Annotated in this window: 19 protein-coding genes; 13 read left to right on the top strand and 6 right to left on the bottom strand. The window is 62.5% G+C overall.

What is annotated here, in order from left to right; all coding sequences use genetic code 11:
* Positions 1–14 precede the first annotated feature (14 nt).
* The 10 genes from urtB (at position 15) to ureC (ending at position 9,706) form a co-directional block, all read left to right on the top strand.
* Positions 15–1,517 (top strand): urea ABC transporter permease subunit UrtB, encoded by a 1,503-nt coding sequence (urtB, locus tag JFU04_RS02325; RefSeq protein WP_065900236.1) that lies wholly within the window; start codon positions 15–17, stop codon positions 1,515–1,517.
* The gene (urtC, locus tag JFU04_RS02320) at positions 1,517–2,584 is read left to right on the top strand and encodes an urea ABC transporter permease subunit UrtC (protein WP_065900235.1); all 1,068 of its coding nucleotides are present in this window, start codon (positions 1,517–1,519) and stop codon (positions 2,582–2,584) included. Before urtB ends, urtC begins: the two co-directional genes overlap by 1 nt.
* Positions 2,581–3,414: an urea ABC transporter ATP-binding protein UrtD gene (urtD, locus tag JFU04_RS02315; RefSeq protein WP_162946058.1), complete on the top strand. Its 834-nt coding sequence runs from the start codon at positions 2,581–2,583 to the stop codon at positions 3,412–3,414. Before urtC ends, urtD begins: the two co-directional genes overlap by 4 nt.
* 1,129 nt (positions 3,415–4,543) lie before the next feature.
* Positions 4,544–5,242 (top strand): urea ABC transporter ATP-binding subunit UrtE, encoded by a 699-nt coding sequence (gene urtE, locus JFU04_RS02310; protein WP_065900233.1) that lies wholly within the window; start codon positions 4,544–4,546, stop codon positions 5,240–5,242.
* A gap of 31 nt (positions 5,243–5,273) precedes the next feature.
* Positions 5,274–6,113 (top strand): urease accessory protein UreD, encoded by an 840-nt coding sequence (locus tag JFU04_RS02305; RefSeq protein ID WP_201143439.1) that lies wholly within the window; start codon positions 5,274–5,276, stop codon positions 6,111–6,113.
* 146 nt (positions 6,114–6,259) lie between these two features.
* A complete protein-coding gene (gene ureA, locus JFU04_RS02300) occupies positions 6,260–6,562 on the top strand; it encodes an urease subunit gamma (protein ID WP_003171437.1) in 303 nt (100 codons plus the stop codon).
* 10 nt (positions 6,563–6,572) lie between these two features.
* Positions 6,573–7,094, top strand: a complete 522-nt coding sequence (locus JFU04_RS02295; protein WP_201143438.1) for a GNAT family N-acetyltransferase — start codon at positions 6,573–6,575, stop codon at positions 7,092–7,094.
* Between the two features lie 5 nt (positions 7,095–7,099).
* Positions 7,100–7,633 carry a GNAT family N-acetyltransferase gene (locus tag JFU04_RS02290; RefSeq protein ID WP_120447516.1) on the top strand — a complete coding sequence of 178 codons (534 nt, stop codon included), beginning with the start codon at positions 7,100–7,102 and terminating at the stop codon, positions 7,631–7,633.
* Positions 7,630–7,935, top strand: coding sequence for an urease subunit beta (locus JFU04_RS02285; protein WP_065900216.1), 306 nt, complete (start codon positions 7,630–7,632; stop codon positions 7,933–7,935). The genes JFU04_RS02290 and JFU04_RS02285 overlap by 4 nt, the downstream gene beginning before the upstream one ends.
* 70 nt (positions 7,936–8,005) lie before the next feature.
* Positions 8,006–9,706: an urease subunit alpha gene (gene ureC, locus JFU04_RS02280; protein ID WP_065900213.1), complete on the top strand. Its 1,701-nt coding sequence runs from the start codon at positions 8,006–8,008 to the stop codon at positions 9,704–9,706.
* Positions 9,707–9,793: 87 nt separating this feature from the next.
* Here the strand turns inward: ureC and JFU04_RS02275 are convergent, their stop codons facing one another.
* On the bottom strand, positions 9,794–10,732 hold the full coding sequence (locus tag JFU04_RS02275; protein ID WP_065900211.1) for a DnaJ C-terminal domain-containing protein: 939 nt from the start codon (positions 10,730–10,732) through the stop codon (positions 9,794–9,796).
* Between the two features lie 238 nt (positions 10,733–10,970).
* Here JFU04_RS02275 and JFU04_RS02270 point away from each other — a divergent pair, with 238 nt between their 5' ends.
* Positions 10,971–12,239 (top strand): Hsp70 family protein, encoded by a 1,269-nt coding sequence (locus tag JFU04_RS02270; RefSeq protein WP_106805300.1) that lies wholly within the window; start codon positions 10,971–10,973, stop codon positions 12,237–12,239.
* A 415-nt stretch (positions 12,240–12,654) separates the two neighbouring features.
* Here the strand turns inward: JFU04_RS02270 and JFU04_RS02265 are convergent, their stop codons facing one another.
* From JFU04_RS02265 to JFU04_RS02250, 4 genes are all read right to left on the bottom strand, one after another.
* Positions 12,655–13,233, bottom strand: a complete 579-nt coding sequence (locus tag JFU04_RS02265) for a hypothetical protein (protein WP_065900197.1) — start codon at positions 13,231–13,233, stop codon at positions 12,655–12,657.
* A gap of 43 nt (positions 13,234–13,276) precedes the next feature.
* Positions 13,277–14,290 (bottom strand): AI-2E family transporter, encoded by a 1,014-nt coding sequence (locus JFU04_RS02260; protein WP_065900195.1) that lies wholly within the window; start codon positions 14,288–14,290, stop codon positions 13,277–13,279.
* Positions 14,291–14,467: 177 nt separating this feature from the next.
* Positions 14,468–14,770, bottom strand: a complete 303-nt coding sequence (locus tag JFU04_RS02255) for a PsiF family protein (RefSeq protein WP_065900193.1) — start codon at positions 14,768–14,770, stop codon at positions 14,468–14,470.
* Between the two features lie 71 nt (positions 14,771–14,841).
* The gene (locus JFU04_RS02250; RefSeq protein ID WP_106805302.1) at positions 14,842–15,630 is read right to left on the bottom strand and encodes an AraC family transcriptional regulator; all 789 of its coding nucleotides are present in this window, start codon (positions 15,628–15,630) and stop codon (positions 14,842–14,844) included.
* Between the two features lie 98 nt (positions 15,631–15,728).
* On the opposite strand from JFU04_RS02250, the gene JFU04_RS02245 reads away from it, so the two are divergent.
* Positions 15,729–16,616: a DMT family transporter gene (locus tag JFU04_RS02245; RefSeq protein WP_106805303.1), complete on the top strand. Its 888-nt coding sequence runs from the start codon at positions 15,729–15,731 to the stop codon at positions 16,614–16,616.
* Positions 16,617–16,712: 96 nt separating this feature from the next.
* Here JFU04_RS02245 and JFU04_RS02240 read toward each other — a convergent pair whose 3' ends face one another.
* Positions 16,713–17,603 carry an esterase/lipase family protein gene (locus tag JFU04_RS02240; protein WP_201143437.1) on the bottom strand — a complete coding sequence of 297 codons (891 nt, stop codon included), beginning with the start codon at positions 17,601–17,603 and terminating at the stop codon, positions 16,713–16,715.
* Positions 17,604–17,803: 200 nt separating this feature from the next.
* Between JFU04_RS02240 and JFU04_RS02235 the strand changes: the two genes are divergently transcribed.
* Complete coding sequence (locus JFU04_RS02235) at positions 17,804–18,334, top strand: ferritin-like domain-containing protein (RefSeq protein WP_034105637.1); 531 nt, start codon at positions 17,804–17,806, stop codon at positions 18,332–18,334.
* The last annotated feature ends 48 nt before the right edge of the window (positions 18,335–18,382 follow it).

Below are 18,382 nucleotides of genomic sequence, written 5' to 3'. Positions count from 1 at the left end.
CAGGACATTTTGGTATGCCCACTGCCCTTTACCGCTTCATCCTCGCCGCCCTGCTGTTGCTGCCGCTGGCCGCACACGCAGGCGATGCCGAAGACTTCCTGGCCGCCAACCCGACCCAGCAAGCCAAGCTGCTGCAGGACTGGGCTGCCCAGCCAAATCCAGCCCGCATCGAACTGGTCGACGCCCTGCAACAAGGCCAACTCACGGTCAACGGTGAAACCAGGACCGTACGCCTGAACAACCGCCTGCGCGGTTTGATCGACAACGTGCAAGCCAGCCAGCAACTGCTCGCCGCCGACCCCAAGGTGCGCCTGGCCGCAGCACAAACCCTGCAAAAAACCGCTGTGCCTGCGCAGCTCAAATTCCTCGACCAGCAAGTCGCCGCCGAGACCAATGAGGACGTCCACACCGCCCTCAGCCTGGCGCTGGCCAACCTGCAACTGGTCGATACCGACCCGCTGGTGCGCCTCGCTGCGGTGCGTCTGCTCGGCAGCACCGGCGATCCGCTGGCGCGCACCCGCCTCGAAGCACTGCTGGCGCCGGGCGTGGAAACCGACGCCGCCGTGCACACCGCTGCCGAAACCAGCCTGGCCCAGGTCAAACGCAAACTGATGCTTGGCGAGATCCTCGGCCAGGCCTTCAGCGGCATGTCCCTGGGGTCGATCCTGCTCCTCGCGGCCCTGGGCCTGGCGATCACGTTCGGCCTGCTCGGTGTGATCAACATGGCCCACGGCGAGATGCTCATGCTCGGCGCCTACTCGACCTATGTGGTGCAGTTGCTGATGCAGCGCTACGTGCCCGCGGCCATCGAGTTCTACCCGTTGATCGCCTTGCCGGTGGCGTTCTTCGTCACCGCCGCGATCGGCATGGCGCTGGAGCGTACGGTGATTCGCCATCTGTACGGCCGGCCGCTGGAAACCCTGCTCGCCACCTGGGGCATCAGCCTGATGCTGATCCAGTTGGTGCGCCTGGTGTTTGGCGCGCAGAACGTCGAAGTCTCCAATCCCGCGTGGCTGTCCGGCGGGATCCAGGTGCTGCCCAACCTGGTGCTGCCGTACAACCGCATCGTGATCATCGCCTTCGCGCTGTTTGTGGTGGTGCTGACCTGGCTGCTGTTGAACAAGACGCGCCTGGGCCTCAACGTGCGCGCCGTCACCCAGAACCGCAACATGGCTGCCTGCTGTGGCGTGCCCACCGGGCGCGTGGACATGCTCGCGTTTGGCCTCGGCTCCGGCATCGCCGGCCTGGGCGGCGTGGCACTGAGCCAGATCGGCAACGTCGGCCCGGACCTGGGCCAGAGCTACATCATCGACTCGTTCCTGGTGGTGGTACTCGGCGGCGTCGGCCAGTTGGCCGGTAGCGTGATGGCGGCCTTCGGCCTGGGGATCGCCAACAAGATTCTCGAACCGCAGATCGGTGCCGTGCTCGGCAAGATCCTGATCCTCGCGCTGATCATTCTGTTTATCCAGAAACGCCCGCAGGGACTCTTCGCACTGAAAGGACGGGTGATCGACTGATGAACCAGCCATTGATGCTCACGGCCACGCAAAAGGCCGGCCCCACCGTCACGATTGCAGTGGGCGCGTTGATCCTTGTGGTACTGCTCGCGCTGCCGCTGCTGTCGTTGTTGCCGCCGGACAGTGCGCTGCATGTGTCCGCCTACACCCTGACACTGGTCGGCAAGATCCTCTGCTATGCCATCGTCGCGCTCGCGCTGGACCTGGTGTGGGGCTACGCGGGAATGCTGTCGCTCGGCCACGGCCTGTTCTTCGCCCTCGGCGGTTATGCGATGGGCATGTACCTGATGCGCCAGGCCAGCGGCGATGAGTTGCCGGCGTTCATGACCTTCCTGTCGTGGACCGAACTGCCCTGGTATTGGGTTGGCACCGAGCACTTCCTGTGGGCCCTGTGCCTGGTGGTGCTGGCGCCGGGCGTGCTGGCGCTGGTATTCGGTTTCTTCGCCTTTCGCTCGCGGATCAAGGGTGTGTATTTCTCGATCATGACCCAGGCCCTGACCTTCGCCGGGATGCTGTTGTTCTTTCGCAACGAGACGGGCTTTGGCGGCAACAATGGCTTCACCAATTTTCGCAGCATTCTCGGTTTCGGCATCACCGAACCGGGCACGCGCGCGGTGTTGTTCGTGGCCACGGTCCTGCTGCTGGTGGCGAGCCTGTTCATCGGCTGGCGGCTGGCACGCAGCAAGTTCGGCCGGGTACTGACCGCCCTGCGTGACGCCGAGAACCGCCTGATGTTCTGCGGCTACGACCCGCGCGGCTTCAAGCTGTTCGTGTGGGTGCTGAGCGCGGTGTTGTGCGGTTTGGCCGGGGCGTTGTATGTGCCGCAAGTGGGCATCATCAACCCCAGCGAAATGTCGCCGACCAACTCCATCGAAGCCGCCGTGTGGGTGGCCCTGGGCGGGCGCGGCACGCTGATCGGGCCGTTGCTCGGCGCCGGCGTGGTCAATGGCATGAAGAGCTGGTTCACCGTGGCCTTCCCGGAATACTGGCTGTTCTTCCTCGGCGCGCTGTTCATCATCGTCACCCTGTACCTGCCCAAGGGCGTGATCGGGCTGCTGAAAAAATGAGGAACGTCATGCTCGAACCTATTCTCGATGCGGGCAGCGGCCGCGATGCCATCGGCCTCGGCCAGGCCGCCGGCACCGGCCTGAACACCCGCCACGGCACGATCCTGACCCTGGAAGACATCAGCGTCAGCTTCGACGGTTTCAAGGCCCTCAACGCCTTGAACCTGTACATCGGTGTCGGTGAATTGCGCTGCATCATCGGCCCCAACGGCGCCGGCAAGACCACGCTGATGGACGTGATCACCGGCAAGACCCGTCCCAGTCATGGCAAGGCCTGGTTCGGCGAGACCCTGGACCTGACCAGCATGAGCGAAGTGCAGATTGCCCAGGCCGGCATTGGCCGCAAGTTCCAGAAACCGACGGTGTTCGAAGCCCTCAGCGTGTTCGAAAACCTCGAGCTGGCGCAGAAGACCGACAAGTCGGTATGGGCCAGCCTGCGCGCGCGCCTGAGTGGCGAGCAGAAAGACCGTATCGATGAAGTGCTCGACACTATTCGCCTGACCGCGTCACTGGATCGCCCGGCGGGATTGCTGTCCCACGGGCAAAAGCAGTTCCTGGAAATCGGCATGCTGCTGATGCAGGACCCGCAGCTGTTGCTGCTCGACGAACCGGTGGCGGGTATGACCGACGCCGAGACTGAATTCACCGCCGAACTGTTCAAACGCCTGGCGGGCAAGCACTCGTTGATGGTGGTGGAGCACGACATGGGCTTCGTCGGTTCGATTGCCGACCACGTGACCGTGTTGCACCAGGGCAGCGTGCTGGCGGAAGGATCGCTGGAACAAGTGCAGGAAAATGAACGGGTGATCGAGGTGTACCTGGGCCGCTGAAAAATCGGCGGCAGTCACACTGTTGTGGTGAGAAGGTTTGCCCTGCGTTGGGTTGCGAAGCGGCCCCAATAAGAGCGCCGCGTTACGCCAGGCACACTGCATCGCCTGGGTTTGGGGCTGCTGCGCAGCCCAACGCAGGGCAAGCCTGCTCACCACAGAAGCCAGGTACCTGAGCGCCAGGCTCCTGCGCACCAGGTAACTGCACGTCAGGTACCTGCGCACCAGGTACATGCACGCCAGGCATTTGCACGTTTTGAGGAGTTTTGAACATGCTGCACGTCGACAAGCTGCACCCGTACTCCGGCGGTATGCACACCAACACCTTTGTGGTGAGCAGGCTTGCCCTGCGTTGGGCTGCGAAGCGGCCCCAATAAGAGCGCCGCGTTACGCCAGGCACACCGCGTTGTCTGGTTTTAGGGCTGCTGCGCAGCCCAACGCAGGGCAAGCCTGCTCACCACAGATGCCAGGCACCTGCGCACCAGGTAACTGCACGTCAGGTACCTGCGCACCAGGTACATGCACGCCAGGCATTTGCACGATTTGAGGAGTTTTTGAACATGCTGCACGTCGACAAGCTGCACCCGTACTCCGGCGGTATGCACACCAACACCTTTGTGGTGAGCAGGCTTGCCCTGCGTTGGGCTGCGAAGCGGCCCCAGTAAGAGCGCCGCGTTTCGCCAGGCACACCGCGTTGTCTGGTTTTGGGGCTGCTGCGCAGCCCAACGCAGGGCAAGCCTGCTCACCACAGAAGCCTGGTACCTGAGCGCCAGGCACCTGCGCACCAGGCACTTGCCACCAGGCTCCTGCATGCCAGGTACCTGCACGATTTGAGGAGTTTTGAACATGCTGCACGTCGACAAGCTGCACCCGTACTACGGCGGTATGCACACCAACACCTTTGTGGTGAGCAGGCTTGCCCTGCGTTGGGCTGCGAAGCGGCCCCAATAAGAGCGCCGCGTTACGCCAGGCACACTGCATCGCCTGGGTTTAGGGCTGCTGCGCAGCCCAACGCAGGGCAAGCCTGCTCACCACAGAAGCCAGGCACCTGCGCACCAGGTACATGCACGCCAGGCACTTGCCACCAGGCTCCTGCATGCCAGGCACCTGCACGATTTGAGGAGTTTTGAACATGCTGCAAGTCGACAAGCTGCATCAGTATTACGGCGGTAGCCACATCCTGCGCGGTCTCTCCTTTGATGTGAAGATCGGCGAGGTCACCTGCCTGCTCGGCCGTAACGGCGTGGGCAAGACCACCTTGCTCAAGTGCCTGATGGGCCTGCTGCCGGCCAAGGAGGGCGCGGTGAATTGGGAAGGCAAACCCATCACCGGGTTCAAGCCGCACCAGCGCGTGCACGCCGGGATTGCCTACGTGCCGCAGGGTCGGGAGATTTTCGGGCGGCTGACGGTGGAAGAAAACCTGCTGATGGGCTTGTCGCGGTTTCCCGGTGCCGAGGCCAAGGAAGTGCCGGCCTTTATCTACGAACTGTTCCCGGTGTTGCTGCAAATGAAGCACCGGCGCGGCGGTGACCTGTCCGGCGGCCAGCAGCAACAGTTGGCGATTGGCCGCGCCCTGGCCAGCCGTCCGCGCCTGCTGATCCTCGATGAACCCACCGAAGGCATCCAGCCGTCGGTGATCAAGGAGATCGGTGCAGTGATCAAGAAACTGGCCGCACGCGGCGACATGGCCATCCTGCTGGTGGAGCAGTTCTACGACTTCGCCGCCGAGCTGGCCGACCAGTACCTGGTGATGTCGCGGGGTGAAATCGTCCAGCAGGGCCGTGGCGAAAATATGGAGCGTGAAGGTGTACGCGGCCTGGTTACCATCTAATCTGTAGCGTCCTGATGATAAGCACTCAACCATGAACCTGCCCGTCTCCCCCGCTCTGTTCACCCCCAGCTGGCACGCCGAGCTGGAACTCGGCTACGCACGTTTCGGCGACACCACGCGTCCGGTAATGCGCCGCCACCTCGGCCCGCTGCGGGTGCAGAAGCACCTGTATGCCGAAGGCCCCGAGGTGTGCCAGCACATCATCGTGCACCCGCCCGGCGGAATTGCCGGTGGTGATCGCCTGGACATCAGCGCGCATGTCGGCACAGGTGCCTGGGCCCAATTGACCAGCCCCGGCGCGGCCAAGTGGTACCGCGCCAGCGGCCCGGCGTTTCAGCAACTGGACTTGATCGTGGAAGCCGGCGCGACCCTGGAGTGGCTGCCCCAGGAAACCATCGTGTTCAGCGCCGCCCAGGCCGAGCTCACCACGCGCATCCAGCTGCACGGCGATGCGCGGCTGTTCTACTGGGACGTCATTGCCCTCGGTCGCCCGGCCAGTGGCGAGCGTTTCGACCTCGGCCACTTCCAATCGCACCTGGATATCCGCCGCGACGGCCAGTTGCTCTGGCATGAGCGCCAGCGCATTGTGGGCGCCGACGGTTTGCTCGACTCGCCCATCGGCCTCGACGGCCAACCGGTGTTCGCCACGCTGTTGCTGACCGCCGAGATCGAACCGCAATTACTCGAACAGTGCCGCGCCCTGCCCCACGCCGTGCGCGGCGACCTGACCCAACTGCCCGGTTTGCTGGTCGCCCGCTGCCTGGCCAGTGAAGCACTGTTGGCGCGGGGCTGGTTGATTGATTTATGGAAACTGTTACGCCCGGCGGTGCTGGGCCGTGATGCCGTTTCACCGAGAATCTGGAGCACATGAAGATTCGCACTGCAGGAGCCGGCTTGCCGGCGATCGCGGTGGCTCAGTCACGAGGGTTTCGCCTGATAGTCCGCCATCGCTGGCAAGCCAGCGTCTACAGGGATCTACGGTGTTTTTATGAATAACGTTTTGAAGGACCTTGAACCATGGATCTGACCCCACGGGAAAAAGACAAGCTGCTGATCTTTACCGCCGGCCTGGTGGCCGAGCGCCGCCTGGCGCGCGGGGTGAAGCTCAACTACCCGGAAACCATCGCGTATATTTCCGCCGCCCTGATGGAAGGCGCCCGCGATGGCCGCACCGTGGCCGACCTGATGCACTACGGCACCACCCTGCTGAGCCGTGAGCAAGTGATGGAAGGCATCCCGGAAATGATCCCGGATATCCAGGTGGAAGCCACGTTCCCGGACGGCACCAAGCTGGTCACCGTCCACCAACCGATTGCTTGAGGGACCGAGCATGTCCATCTCCCTGCGTGACGCCGTGCACGCCGATCTGCCGGCGATTCGCGATATCTACAACGACGCGGTGCTCAACACCACGGCGATCTGGAACGAACAACCGGTGGACCTCGGCAACCGCCAGGCCTGGTTCAGTTCGCGCCAGGCCCAGGCCTATCCGATCCTGGTCGCGGTGGAAAATGATGAAGTGATCGGCTACGCCTCGTTCGGTGACTGGCGTCCCTTCGAAGGCTTTCGCTACAGCGTCGAACACTCGGTGTATGTGCGCAACGACCAGCGTGGCAAAGGCCTTGGCCCCCTGCTGATGCAAGCACTGATAGAACGCGCGCGTACCTGTGGCAAACACGTGATGGTCGCCGCCATCGAAAGCGGCAACCAGGCCTCGATCCGCCTGCATGAACGCCTGGGCTTCATCACCACCGGGCAGATGCCCCAGGTGGGCATCAAGTTCGGCCGCTGGCTGGACCTGACCTTTATGCAACTGACATTGAATCCGGGCGCGCAACCGCCCAAGGAGTGAGATCGATGAGCGCGACCCATCTGCGTCGAGTCAATGCTGAAAGTTTTGCCCACTACCGCCAGGGCTTGGTGGAGCTGTTACTCGACGCAGTCAAGCACGGCGCGTCGGTGGGCTTCATGGCCGACTTCGATGAAGCCCAGGCCCGCGACTATTTGCAAGGCGTGCGCGCCAGCATCGAAGACGCCAGCCTGCTGCTGTGGGTGGTGGTGCGCGACGAACAGGTGATCGCCAGCGTGCAATTGGCGCTGTGCCTGAAAGCCAACGGCCTGAACCGCGCCGAGGTGCAAAAACTGCTGGTGCACAGCAGCGCGCGACGCCATGGCCTGGGCCAACAGTTGATGAACACCCTGGAACTCGCCGCGCGCCAGCACAAGCGCGGCCTGTTGTACCTGGACACCGAAGCCGGCTCGGGCGCCGAGGCCTTCTACCAGTCCCTGCGCTACACCAAGATCGGCGAACTGCCCGACTACTGCCAAAGCCCGGACGGGCGCTACACCCCGACCGCCATCTACTTCAAGACCTTGGGGCAACCTGCATGATTCCTGGCGAATATCAGATCCAGCCTGGCGAGATCGAACTCAATGTCGGCCGCCGCACCGTCACCCTGAGCGTGGCCAACAGCGGCGACCGCCCGATCCAGGTGGGTTCGCATTACCACTTTTTCGAGACCAACGACGCACTGACCTTCGACCGCGCATTGAGTCGCGGCATGCGCCTGAATATTCCAGCGGGCACGGCGGTGCGGTTCGAGCCTGGGCAAAGCCGTGAAATCGAACTGGTCGATTTGAGCGGCGGACGCCGGGTATTTGGTTTTGCCGGGCGGATCATGGGCGACCTCTAGGCCCCATCGCCGGGAAGCCGGCGAAAGCGAGCGCGCGATCCCACATTCACTTAATTCCCAAGGCAATCACATGAAGATTTCCAGACAAGCCTACGCCGACATGTACGGCCCCACCGTCGGCGACAAGGTCCGCCTGGCCGACACCGAGCTGTTCGTCGAAGTGGAGCAGGACTTCACCGTCTACGGCGAAGAAGTGAAATTCGGCGGCGGCAAGGTGATCCGCGATGGCCAGGGCCAGAGCCAACTGCTCGCCCACGAGGTCGTCGATACCCTGATCACCAACGCGCTGATCATCGACCACTGGGGCATCGTCAAGGCCGATGTGGGCCTCAAGAATGGCCGCATCCATGCCATCGGCAAGGCCGGCAACCCGGATATCCAACCCGGTGTGACCATGGCCATCGGCGCCAGCACCGAAGTGATCGCTGGCGAAGGCATGATCCTCACTGCCGGCGGCATCGACTCCCATGTGCATTTCATCTGCCCGCAGCAGATCGAAGAAGCGCTGACCAGCGGCGTCACCACCATGATCGGCGGCGGCACCGGCCCGGCCACCGGCACCAACGCCACCACCTGCACTTCGGGCCCGTGGCACCTGGCGCGCATGCTGCAGGCCAGCGACTCGTTCCCGATGAACATCGGCTTGACCGGCAAGGGCAACGCCAGCCTGCCGGAGCCGCTGATCGAACAGGTCAAGGCCGGCGCCATCGGCTTGAAGCTGCATGAAGACTGGGGCACCACGCCCGCCAGCATCGACAACTGCCTGAGCGTCGCCGACCAGTACGACGTGCAAGTGGCGATCCACAGCGACACCCTCAACGAGTCGGGCTTCGTCGAAACCACCCTGGCCGCGCTGAAGGGCCGCACCATCCACACCTATCACACCGAGGGTGCCGGTGGCGGCCATGCGCCGGACATCATCAAGGCCTGCGGCTTTGCCAACGTGCTGCCCAGTTCCACCAACCCGACGCGGCCGTTCACGCGCAATACCATCGACGAACACCTGGACATGTTGATGGTCTGCCATCACCTGGACCCGAGCATTGCCGAAGACGTGGCCTTCGCCGAAAGCCGCATCCGCCGCGAAACCATCGCCGCCGAAGACATCCTGCACGACCTCGGCGCCTTCTCGATGATCAGCTCCGACAGCCAGGCCATGGGCCGTGTCGGCGAAGTGATCACGCGCACCTGGCAGACCGCCGACAAGATGAAAAAACAGCGCGGCGCCCTGCCCGGCGACGGTCCGGGCAACGATAACTTCCGCGCCAAGCGCTATATCGCCAAGTACACCATCAACCCGGCGATCACCCATGGCATCAGCCATATCGTCGGCTCCATCGAAGTCGGCAAATGGGCTGACCTGGTGCTCTGGCGCCCGGCGTTCTTCGGCATCAAGCCGAGCCTGATCCTCAAGGGCGGCGCGATCGCCTCAAGCCTGATGGGCGACGCCAACGCCTCGATCCCGACCCCGCAACCGGTGCACTACCGCCCGATGTTCGCCAGTTTCGGCAGCTCGTTGCACGCCACCAGCCTGACGTTTATCAGCCAGGCAGCGATGGACGCAGGCCTGCCGGAAGCGCTGGGCCTGAAGAAACAGATTGGGGTAGTGAAGGGCTGTCGCGACGTGCAGAAAACCGACCTGATCCACAACGATTACCTGCCGGATATCGAGGTGGACCCGCAGACCTACCAGGTCAAGGCCGATGGGGTGTTGCTGTGGTGCGAGCCGGCGGACGTGTTGCCGATGGCGCAGCGGTATTTCCTGTTCTGACCCCCGAATCGTGCAGGAGCCCGGCTTGCCGGCGATAGCGTTCGAGAGACCGCTTTCGCCGGCAAGCCGGGCTCCTGCAAGGGCGCGTCAGAAATTGGCGCGAGGATCGAAGGCAGCTTTCTGCGCCAACGCCTGCCACAACGCTTTCACCTCGTCATCGCCTGCCGGTGGCATCACCGCCTTGAGCTGCACGTAAAGGAAGCCGCGCTGCCCGGCCTTGTTCAGCAAGCCATGGCCCTTGGCGCGCATGCGCTGGCCGTTCTGGCTGCCGGCCGGCACCTTGAGGTTGATCTTGCCGGTCAGGGTCGGCACCGCCACTTCCGTGCCCAACGCCAATTCCCATGGCGCCAGGGGCAGGTTGATGATCAGGTTCTCGCCATCCACCTCGAACTTGGGGTGTGGCGCAAACTTGATGATCAGGTACAGGTCGCCATTCGGCCCGCCGCCGATGCCCGGTGCGCCCTGGCCTTTGAGGCGGATGCGCTCGCCGTCGGTCACGCCGGCAGGGATCTTCACGTTCAGGCTCTTGGTGGTGTTGCTGACATGCCGGCCCGAGGCGTCGTATTGCGGCACCTGGAAGCTGATCTGCTTGGACTCGGTAGACAGAGTCTCCTCGAGGAACACCGACAGCTGCATCTCCACGTCCTGGCCTTTACGCCCGGCAGGACGACGCTGGCCGCCTCCGAAGGCATCGCCACGCGAGCCGAAGATCGAACTGAAGAAGTCCGAGAAGTCTCCCGCGTCCTGGCCGCCACCAAAGCCGCCACGGCTCTGCCAGCCCGGTGGCCCCTGAAATGGCTGGCCATGTTGGCCGTATTTGCGCAGTTCGTCGTATTCCGCGCGCTTATCCGCGCTTTTAAGCGCTTCATAGGCTTCGGACGCGTCCTTGAACTTGGCTTCGGCGTCTTTTTCCTTGCTGACGTCCGGGTGGTATTTGCGTGCGAGCTTGCGATAGGCGGCCTTGATTTCCTTGTCATCGGCGCTCGGCTCGACACCCAGAATCTTGTAGTAGTCTTTGAAATCCATCGGCGGTTCACCATCCTTAATCGAGATCGCACAGCCCGGGGCACAACGTGCGCTGCATTGCACCTGTTGAGTGCTGTGGCCTGGGGGTGCGTCAAAGTGTTATCGGCGCTAGCCGTATGCACAAGATGTGGGGGCGAAACGCGTACTTTCAAGCACCATTTAACGGATAGTCGGCCTACGCATTCCTTTGCGACTGGCATACACTGCGCGGCCGTTTTTCAACCGGAACCCGATAGACATGAAAAACCCATCCCCAGCCCGTGCCTGCGGCATCGACTTTGGCACGTCCAACTCCACCGTCGGCTGGATCCGCCCCGGCGAGGAGACGCTTATCGCGCTGGAGGACGACAAGATCACGTTGCCGTCGGTGGTGTTCTTCAACTTCGAGGAGCGCCGCCCGGTCTACGGTCGCCTGGCCCTGCACGAGTACCTGGAAAACTACGAAGGCCGGCTGATGCGCTCGCTCAAGAGCCTGCTGGGTTCCAAGCTGATCAAGCACGACACCAGCGTATTGGGCACGGCCATGCCGTTCACCGACCTGCTGGCGCTGTTTATCGGCCAACTCAAGAGCCGTGCCGAGACCACCGCCGGCCGCGAGTTCGAGGAAGTGGTGCTGGGACGTCCGGTGTTCTTCGTCGATGACGACCCGATGGCCGACCAGGAAGCCGAAAACACTCTGGTGGATGTAGCGCGCAAGATCGGCTTCAAGGACATCTCGTTCCAGTACGAACCGATTGCCGCGGCCTTCGACTACGAGTCGACCATCGAGAAGGAAGAGCTGGTGCTGATCGTCGACATCGGCGGCGGTACCTCCGACTTCTCGCTGGTGCGCCTGTCACCGGACCGCCGTCACAACGACAACCGCCACGACGACATCCTCGCCACCGGCGGTGTGCACATCGGCGGGACCGACTTCGACAAGCAACTGTCGCTGGCCGGCATGATGCCGCTGTTCGGCTACGGCAGCCGCATGAAAAGCGGCGCCTACATGCCCACCAGCCACCACATGAACCTGGCGACCTGGCACACCATCAACTCGGTGTACTCGCAGAAATCCCAGCTGGCCCTGGGCAGCATGCGCTACGACATCGAAGACACCGGCGGCATTGACCGCCTGTTCAAGCTGATCGAACAGCGCGCCGGCCACTGGCTGGCGATGGAAGTGGAAGAAACCAAGATCCAGCTGACCCACGAAGACAGCCGCCACGTACTGCTCGACCGGGTTGAACCGGGCTTGAGCGTGGACCTGAGCCGCAGCCTGTTCGAGTCGGCCATCGACGGCCTGCTGGAGCGCGTGCGCAACAGCGTCACGCAATTGCTGGCCGACGCCTCGGTGGACGTTGCCCAAGTGGACACGGTGTTCTTCACCGGCGGTTCCAGCGGCATCCCGGCCCTGCGCCACAGCATCTCGGCAATGCTGCCGAATGCACGGCACGTGGAAGGCAACATCTTCGGCAGCATCGGCAGCGGCCTGGCGATCGAGGCAAGCAAGCGCTACGGCAGTTGAGCGAGACGCTGGCCAGAGAAGGCTTTGAGGCAACCAGAGCCTCTTGTGGCCTGCAGGGCTTGATGAGCCAACCAAAGTCTCCTGTGACCTGCAGGGCTTGATATGGCTGATGAGCTTGTCGTGGCTGCCAGGCTTGATGTGGCTGATGGGCTTGTCGTGGCTGCCGGGCTTGATGTAGCTGATGGGCTTGTTGTGGCTGCCAGGCTTGATGTGGCTGATGAGCTTATTGTGGCTGCCGGGCTTCTTGTGGCGAGCGGGCTTGCCCCGCGTTGGGCTGCGAAGCAGCCCCATCAAGGATGAATGCGGTGTTTCAGGTATGCCTGGGATGATGGTTTTGGGGCTGCTTCGCAGCCCAACGCGGGGCAAGCCCGCTCGCCACAAAAAGCCCACTCATAACAGGAGACGCCCACCCGCCCTAGCGGAAATAAATCGACCACAGCCCCAGAAACGTCAGCCCCCAGACCACCACCCCCGGCACGATCACCAGGTAGTTCCATGGGCTGAAACGATCATTGCTCTCGCCGTCAGGATCCCCCGCGGCAAAATTGATCAGGCCTTGGGACTGCTGCAGGATGTAGGCACAGATCGGAATCGCCAGCATCGTCAGGTTCTTATACGCAGACCACGCCTCGATCCGCGCCGCCGCCGCGTCGAACATATTGGCGCCCACCGTCAGCACCACGAAAACCGTCGCCCACTGTTCAAAATCGAAGTCGAACTTGCGGCCGCTCTCGACTACGCGCCGGTAGGCCAGGCGATAGAGCTTGTGGATAAAGAAAATAAAAAAGAACGCGCGCGCCACTGGCAACATATCGGCCTGGTTGGCCTGCTTGTACAAGCTCCAGTTTTTGTACGCCCAGACATAGGTGTAAAGCCCAAAACTGAGCAGGCTCAGGATCAGCAATTTCTTTTTGGAAATGACGTAAAACTCGGCTGACGGCCGCGCTGTGTCGGTCAGCTCCGCCGTTGGCGGAGCGTAGAGATTGTCGCTCACTGCATGTTTCCCCTTAAGTCCCTTTAACGTTCTCGTGACTGCATCAAACCATGCCAGCGAGCTTCAACTCGCTCTTCAAATACGCGTAGTAGATCGGCCCCGCCACCACGCCCGGCAAGCCAAACGCGGCTTCAAACACCAGCATCGCCAGGAGCAACTCCCACGATTTGGCACTGATCTGCCCGCCGACAATGCGCGCGTTGAGGAAGTACTCGACCTTGTGGATCACGATCAGGTAGCCCAGCGCCGCCACCGCCACCCAGATCGACAACGACAGCGCGACGATGGTGATCAGCGTGTTGGACATCAGGTTGCCGATCACCGGCAGCAGGCCGAGCAGGAAGGTCAGCACGATCAGGGTCTTGGTCAGCGGCAGGTGAATGCCACACAGCGGCAGCACCACGGCCAGGAAGATCGCGGTAAAGGCCGTGTTCAGCGCGGCGATTTTGATCTGGGCGAAGACGATGTTGCGAAAGGCCTGGACCAGCAAGTGCAGGCGGTCGAACAGCGCAGCGGCGAGCGGCTTGCGCTTGGTAAGGTCGGGCACACGCTGCAGCGCGATGATCGCGCCGAGCACCATGCCGATCAGCAGGGTGACGAACATGTGCGCGGCGTCTTTGCCGACCAACTGCAGTTCGCTCAGGTGTTTGCTCAGCCAATCACCGATGGCCACGCGGAACTCGGCGGCGCTGGCGGGCAAGTAGGCATCGAGGAAGGGCGGCAGCTGGCCACGCGCGCGGTCGACCACGCCCATGAACTTGTCGAGGGACGCCCCGGGATTTTCTGCTTCGTGGAGCAGGAAGCTGATGGCGCCGGCGAAGATCAGGGTCAGCACGCTGACGATCAAGGTGCCGAGCAAGGCCACGGCCAACCAGCGCGCGCGCCGGCCTTCGATCAGCCGCTGCAACTGCGGGGTGAGCATGTTGACCAGTTCATACACCAGCAGGCCGGCCAACAGGCTGGGCAGCAGCTTCAGCGGCAGGACCAGCAATAATCCACCGAAAATGATGACGCAACTGACCAGCAACAACACGTGACGCTGAGAAAACGTTGGCATACAGCCTCAAAACGAACGGCGTTAAAGGATGTTGTAGGAGCCGGCTTGCCGGCGAAAAACGCAAGGGCACCGCGTTTAGTCTGGATAAACGCGTGAGCGTTCCCGCTTTTTCGCTGGCAAGCCAGCACCTACAGGGGGCTGTGTGCGAGTGTCGCAGCCTTCTATGGCCTGGGGCTATTATTTCTTCAGGCAGGTGCTCATAAAGGTTTTGCGCGCGTCGCCGGTCAAGGCTTTGGTCTTGGCGTCGGCATTGCAGTCTTTCATCTTCTGCTGCTGGGGCGTCAGGGTCTTGGCGTCGTTGGCAGCGGGAGCCGCCTTGAGACACGTACTCATAAAGGCTTTGCGTTCATCGCCTTTGAGCGCCTTGGTGGTGGCGTCGGCATTGCAGGTGGTCATTTTATTTTGCTGGGCAGTGGCGGCAAAACCCTGGGAACACAGCAGCAGGCCCATCATCAACAGCGGAATACGCAGCATCTTCATGGAGTTTTCTCCCTGTTACCGTGCCGGGGGGCACGGCCTACCGAGGAGTGTAGTCAAAGCCTGTTACATCTTCACCGGCCGCGGATATTTGTCCGACGGTACTGCTCCGGCGTGCAGCCGGCATGGCGCTGGAACATGGCGATGAAGGCCGAGGCGGTGCTGTAGCCCAGGTCGAAGGCCACATGTTGCACGCTGCGCTCGCTGTCGAGGGCTTCAATGGCGGCGAGGTAACGCAGGCGCTGGCGCCATTCGCCGAAACTCATGCCTAACTCACGCACAAATTGCCGCGCCAGGGTGCGCTCGCTGACATGCACCTGCTCGGCCCAGTGCGCCAGGGGACGATTGTCGCCGGGGTCGGCCTGCATGCCTTCGAGTACGCCGAGCAGCCCGGGGTGACGCGCGTAGGGCAGGAAACAATCGTGAATCGGCGCCTGCCTGAGTTGGTCCACCACCACGTCAGCCAGACGGCGGTCGGCGTCGCTCTGAGGGTTATTCACATCCCGCTGGGCAAAATCCTTGAGGATCGCCTTGAGAATGTCGCTGATCGCCAAGGTGCAGGGGTGCTTCGGCAGTTGCTCGCACAGCTCCGGGGCCAGGCCCACCGAGTGGTAGATGATCGCGTGGGCGTTGTAGGAGCTGTGCTCGGTCTGCGGCGGCACCCAGACCGCATACTGCGGCGGCGACATGAAGCGGCTGCCGGCCACTTCCATGCGCATTACCCCACTCGCCGAATAATCCAGTGAACCCCACAAGTGCTGGTGCGGCGTGCACTCGGTATCCGGGGCAAAATCGGAGTAGCGAAAGTACACCGGGCTGGGCAGCCGGGCGAAATCGGCGAGGCGGACGATGTGTCTGGGCATATTGTCTGGATACAGGCGCAGGTTGTCTGGATCGCAGTATAGGCTTCGATCCAGACAAGGGGATAATCCTGCCTCATCAACACACCTGGTTTCTTTCGATGCAATACGCGTATCCGCTGCTGGCTATCTTTATCTGGGCCGGCAACACCGTGGTCAACAAGTTGGCCGTGGGCTCGATCTTCCCCGCAGAAATCGGCTTTTATCGCTGGTTGCTCGCAGCGCTGCTGTTTACCCCGTTCATGCTCAAGCCGGTGATTGCCAACTGGTCGATGATCCGCCCGAACCTGGGCAAGGTTTTCATCCTCGGCGTGCTGGGCATGGCCGTGTACCAGAGCCTGGCCTATTACGCCGCCACGCTGACCAGCGCCACCAACATGGGCATCATCCTCTCGCTGATGCCGTTGATGGCATTGACCGCCGCCATCATCAGCCTCGGCCAGCGCCTGACCTTCGGCGCCCTCACCGGTGCCGTGCTGTCATTTGCCGGCGTGGTCGTGGTGGTCTCGGCCGGCAGCCTCGGCGCGCTGCTGCAGCACGGCGTGAACCTCGGCGACGGCATGATGCTGGTGGCCACCCTGGCCTATGCGGTCTACAGCACCCTGTTGAAAAAATGGCAACTGCGCCTGCCGCCGTTGGTGCTTCTCTATCTGCAGGTGCTGGTGGCGGTGGTGGTGCTGTTTCCGCTGTTCCTGTTTTCGGCGAAAGCGGGCCTGGGCTGGGCGAACATCCCGTTGGTGCTGTACGCGTGCTTGCTGGCGTCGATGCTCGCGCCGTTGGCGTGGATGCATTCGGTCAAGACCCTGGGGCCAAGCCGCACCACATTGTTTTTCAATCTGCTGCCGCTGATCACCGCGCTGATTGCAGCCGTGGTGTTGAAGGAGGAGTTGGCGCTGTATCACCTGGTAGGTGGCTTGCTGACGTTGGGCGGGGTGATCTTGTCGGAGCGTTGGACCACGCCGGTGCGCCGCGAGGCCAGCGCGGCCTGAGCCCTGGCTATCGCGGGCAAGCCCGCTCCCACAGTGGACCGCGTTGCTTGGTGGGTGCTGACTTGGCGGCGATAAACGATTACGCGATTGAGCCGGCTAAACCCCGTCGGCTTTCAATCGCTGCGCATGCTCGACGAACAAGCGGATCGGCTCCGCGCCCTTGCCCACCAGCCCCATGGACTGGTTGACGATGTCGAAGTGGTCCAACGCATAGTCATCGCCGATCACCCGTCCCAAATGCGAACTGTAGCGTCCGACCATGCCGTCACACTGGCCCTTTTCTCGCACAAAACTGCGCGCGAACAAGCGGCAACTGCGGTTCGTGCCGTCCAGCAGGTTGCGCCCGCGATCGGTCTTGCCCGGCTGTAAAGTGCCGGACCACGAGTAATAGCGCACGCCATTGACCACCTCGGCGCCGTGTCCACCCCAGGTGTCGGGCAACCCCTGGGGATACTGGCGATTGAACAGGGCCACGCCGGCGCTGGTCAGGGAATGGTGCGAGGCCTGCAGATCAGCCTTGAAGCGCGGCCCGCGATAGCCGGTTTCCAGCACGCCCATCACCCAGGCAACAAGATGGAACAACGCGCTCATGATCCGCCCTTTCACACTCTCGGCCGGGTAATGAAGGTGGATATGGTCCGCCAGTTCCGAACCCTGATTGGGCCCGGCCACCGACGTCACCGACGCCACCCAGTCAGGGCGCTTGGCCGCCGCATAGCGGGCGGTAAGCGCGCCCTGGCTATGGCCGATCAGGTTGACCTTGTCGGCACCGCTGTCACGGCGAATCTGTTCGATTTGCGTCAGCAGTTGCTCACCGCGCACCTCGCTGGAATCCAGCGGCGCCACCTGCACGGCAAACACCTGCGCGCCACCGGCCCGCAGCGCCGGGACGATGCCGTACCAATAGGGGAACAACCCCACGCGCACGAAGCCGAGCATGCCGGGTACCAGCACCAGGGGATAACGCGTGGTGAGCGGTTGGGGCATGACGCTGACATCCTGGTCGTAAGGGCGATTGAACCATCCTAGACCAAATGACATGACCGCCCCATGAACAGGCGATGGTTTGCAAATGCTCGACGCCATTGAAATCCGATAAAACTTTTTGCGTCACGCAGGACTCACAACTTGGAGCGATCACGCCGGTAGAGCGTGGCGTAAAACCGGATTAGCACCAGGAGATTGAGATGACTGAAGCAAACTTGACTGACGTTGCGACCCTGCGCAGCCGCGCCCGCCAGAACGTCGAAAACGGTGCCGTGACCGAGGGTTACGACGCCGACCGCGAAGAGATCATTCGCCTGCTCAACGCCTCGTTGGCCACAGAACTGGTGTGCGTGCTGCGCTACAAGCGCCACTACTTCATGGCCAGCGGCGTCAAGGCCCAGATCGCCGCCGAGGAATTCCTCGAACACGCGACCCAGGAAGCCGAACACGCCGACAAACTCGCCGAACGTATCGTGCAACTGGGTGGCGAACCGGAGTTCAACCCGGACCTGCTGTCGAAGAACTCCCATGCCCAATACGTGGCGGGTAACAGCTTGAAGGAAATGGTCTACGAAGACCTGGTGGCCGAGCGGATCGCGGTGGACAGCTACCGTGAAATCATCCAGTACATCGGCGACAAGGATCCAACCACCCGCCGCCTGTTTGAAGAGATCCTGGCTCAGGAAGAAGAGCACGCAGACGATATGGCTGACATCCTCGAAAGCCTGTAACCCCCGCAACACCCTATAGGAGCCGGCTTGCCGGCGATGATGGCCTCA

It is taken from the genome of Pseudomonas sp. TH21, from assembly GCF_016651025.1.
GTDB lineage: Bacteria > Pseudomonadota > Gammaproteobacteria > Pseudomonadales > Pseudomonadaceae > Aquipseudomonas > Aquipseudomonas aylmerensis.
This window is presented reverse-complemented; position numbering and strand designations above follow the sequence as displayed.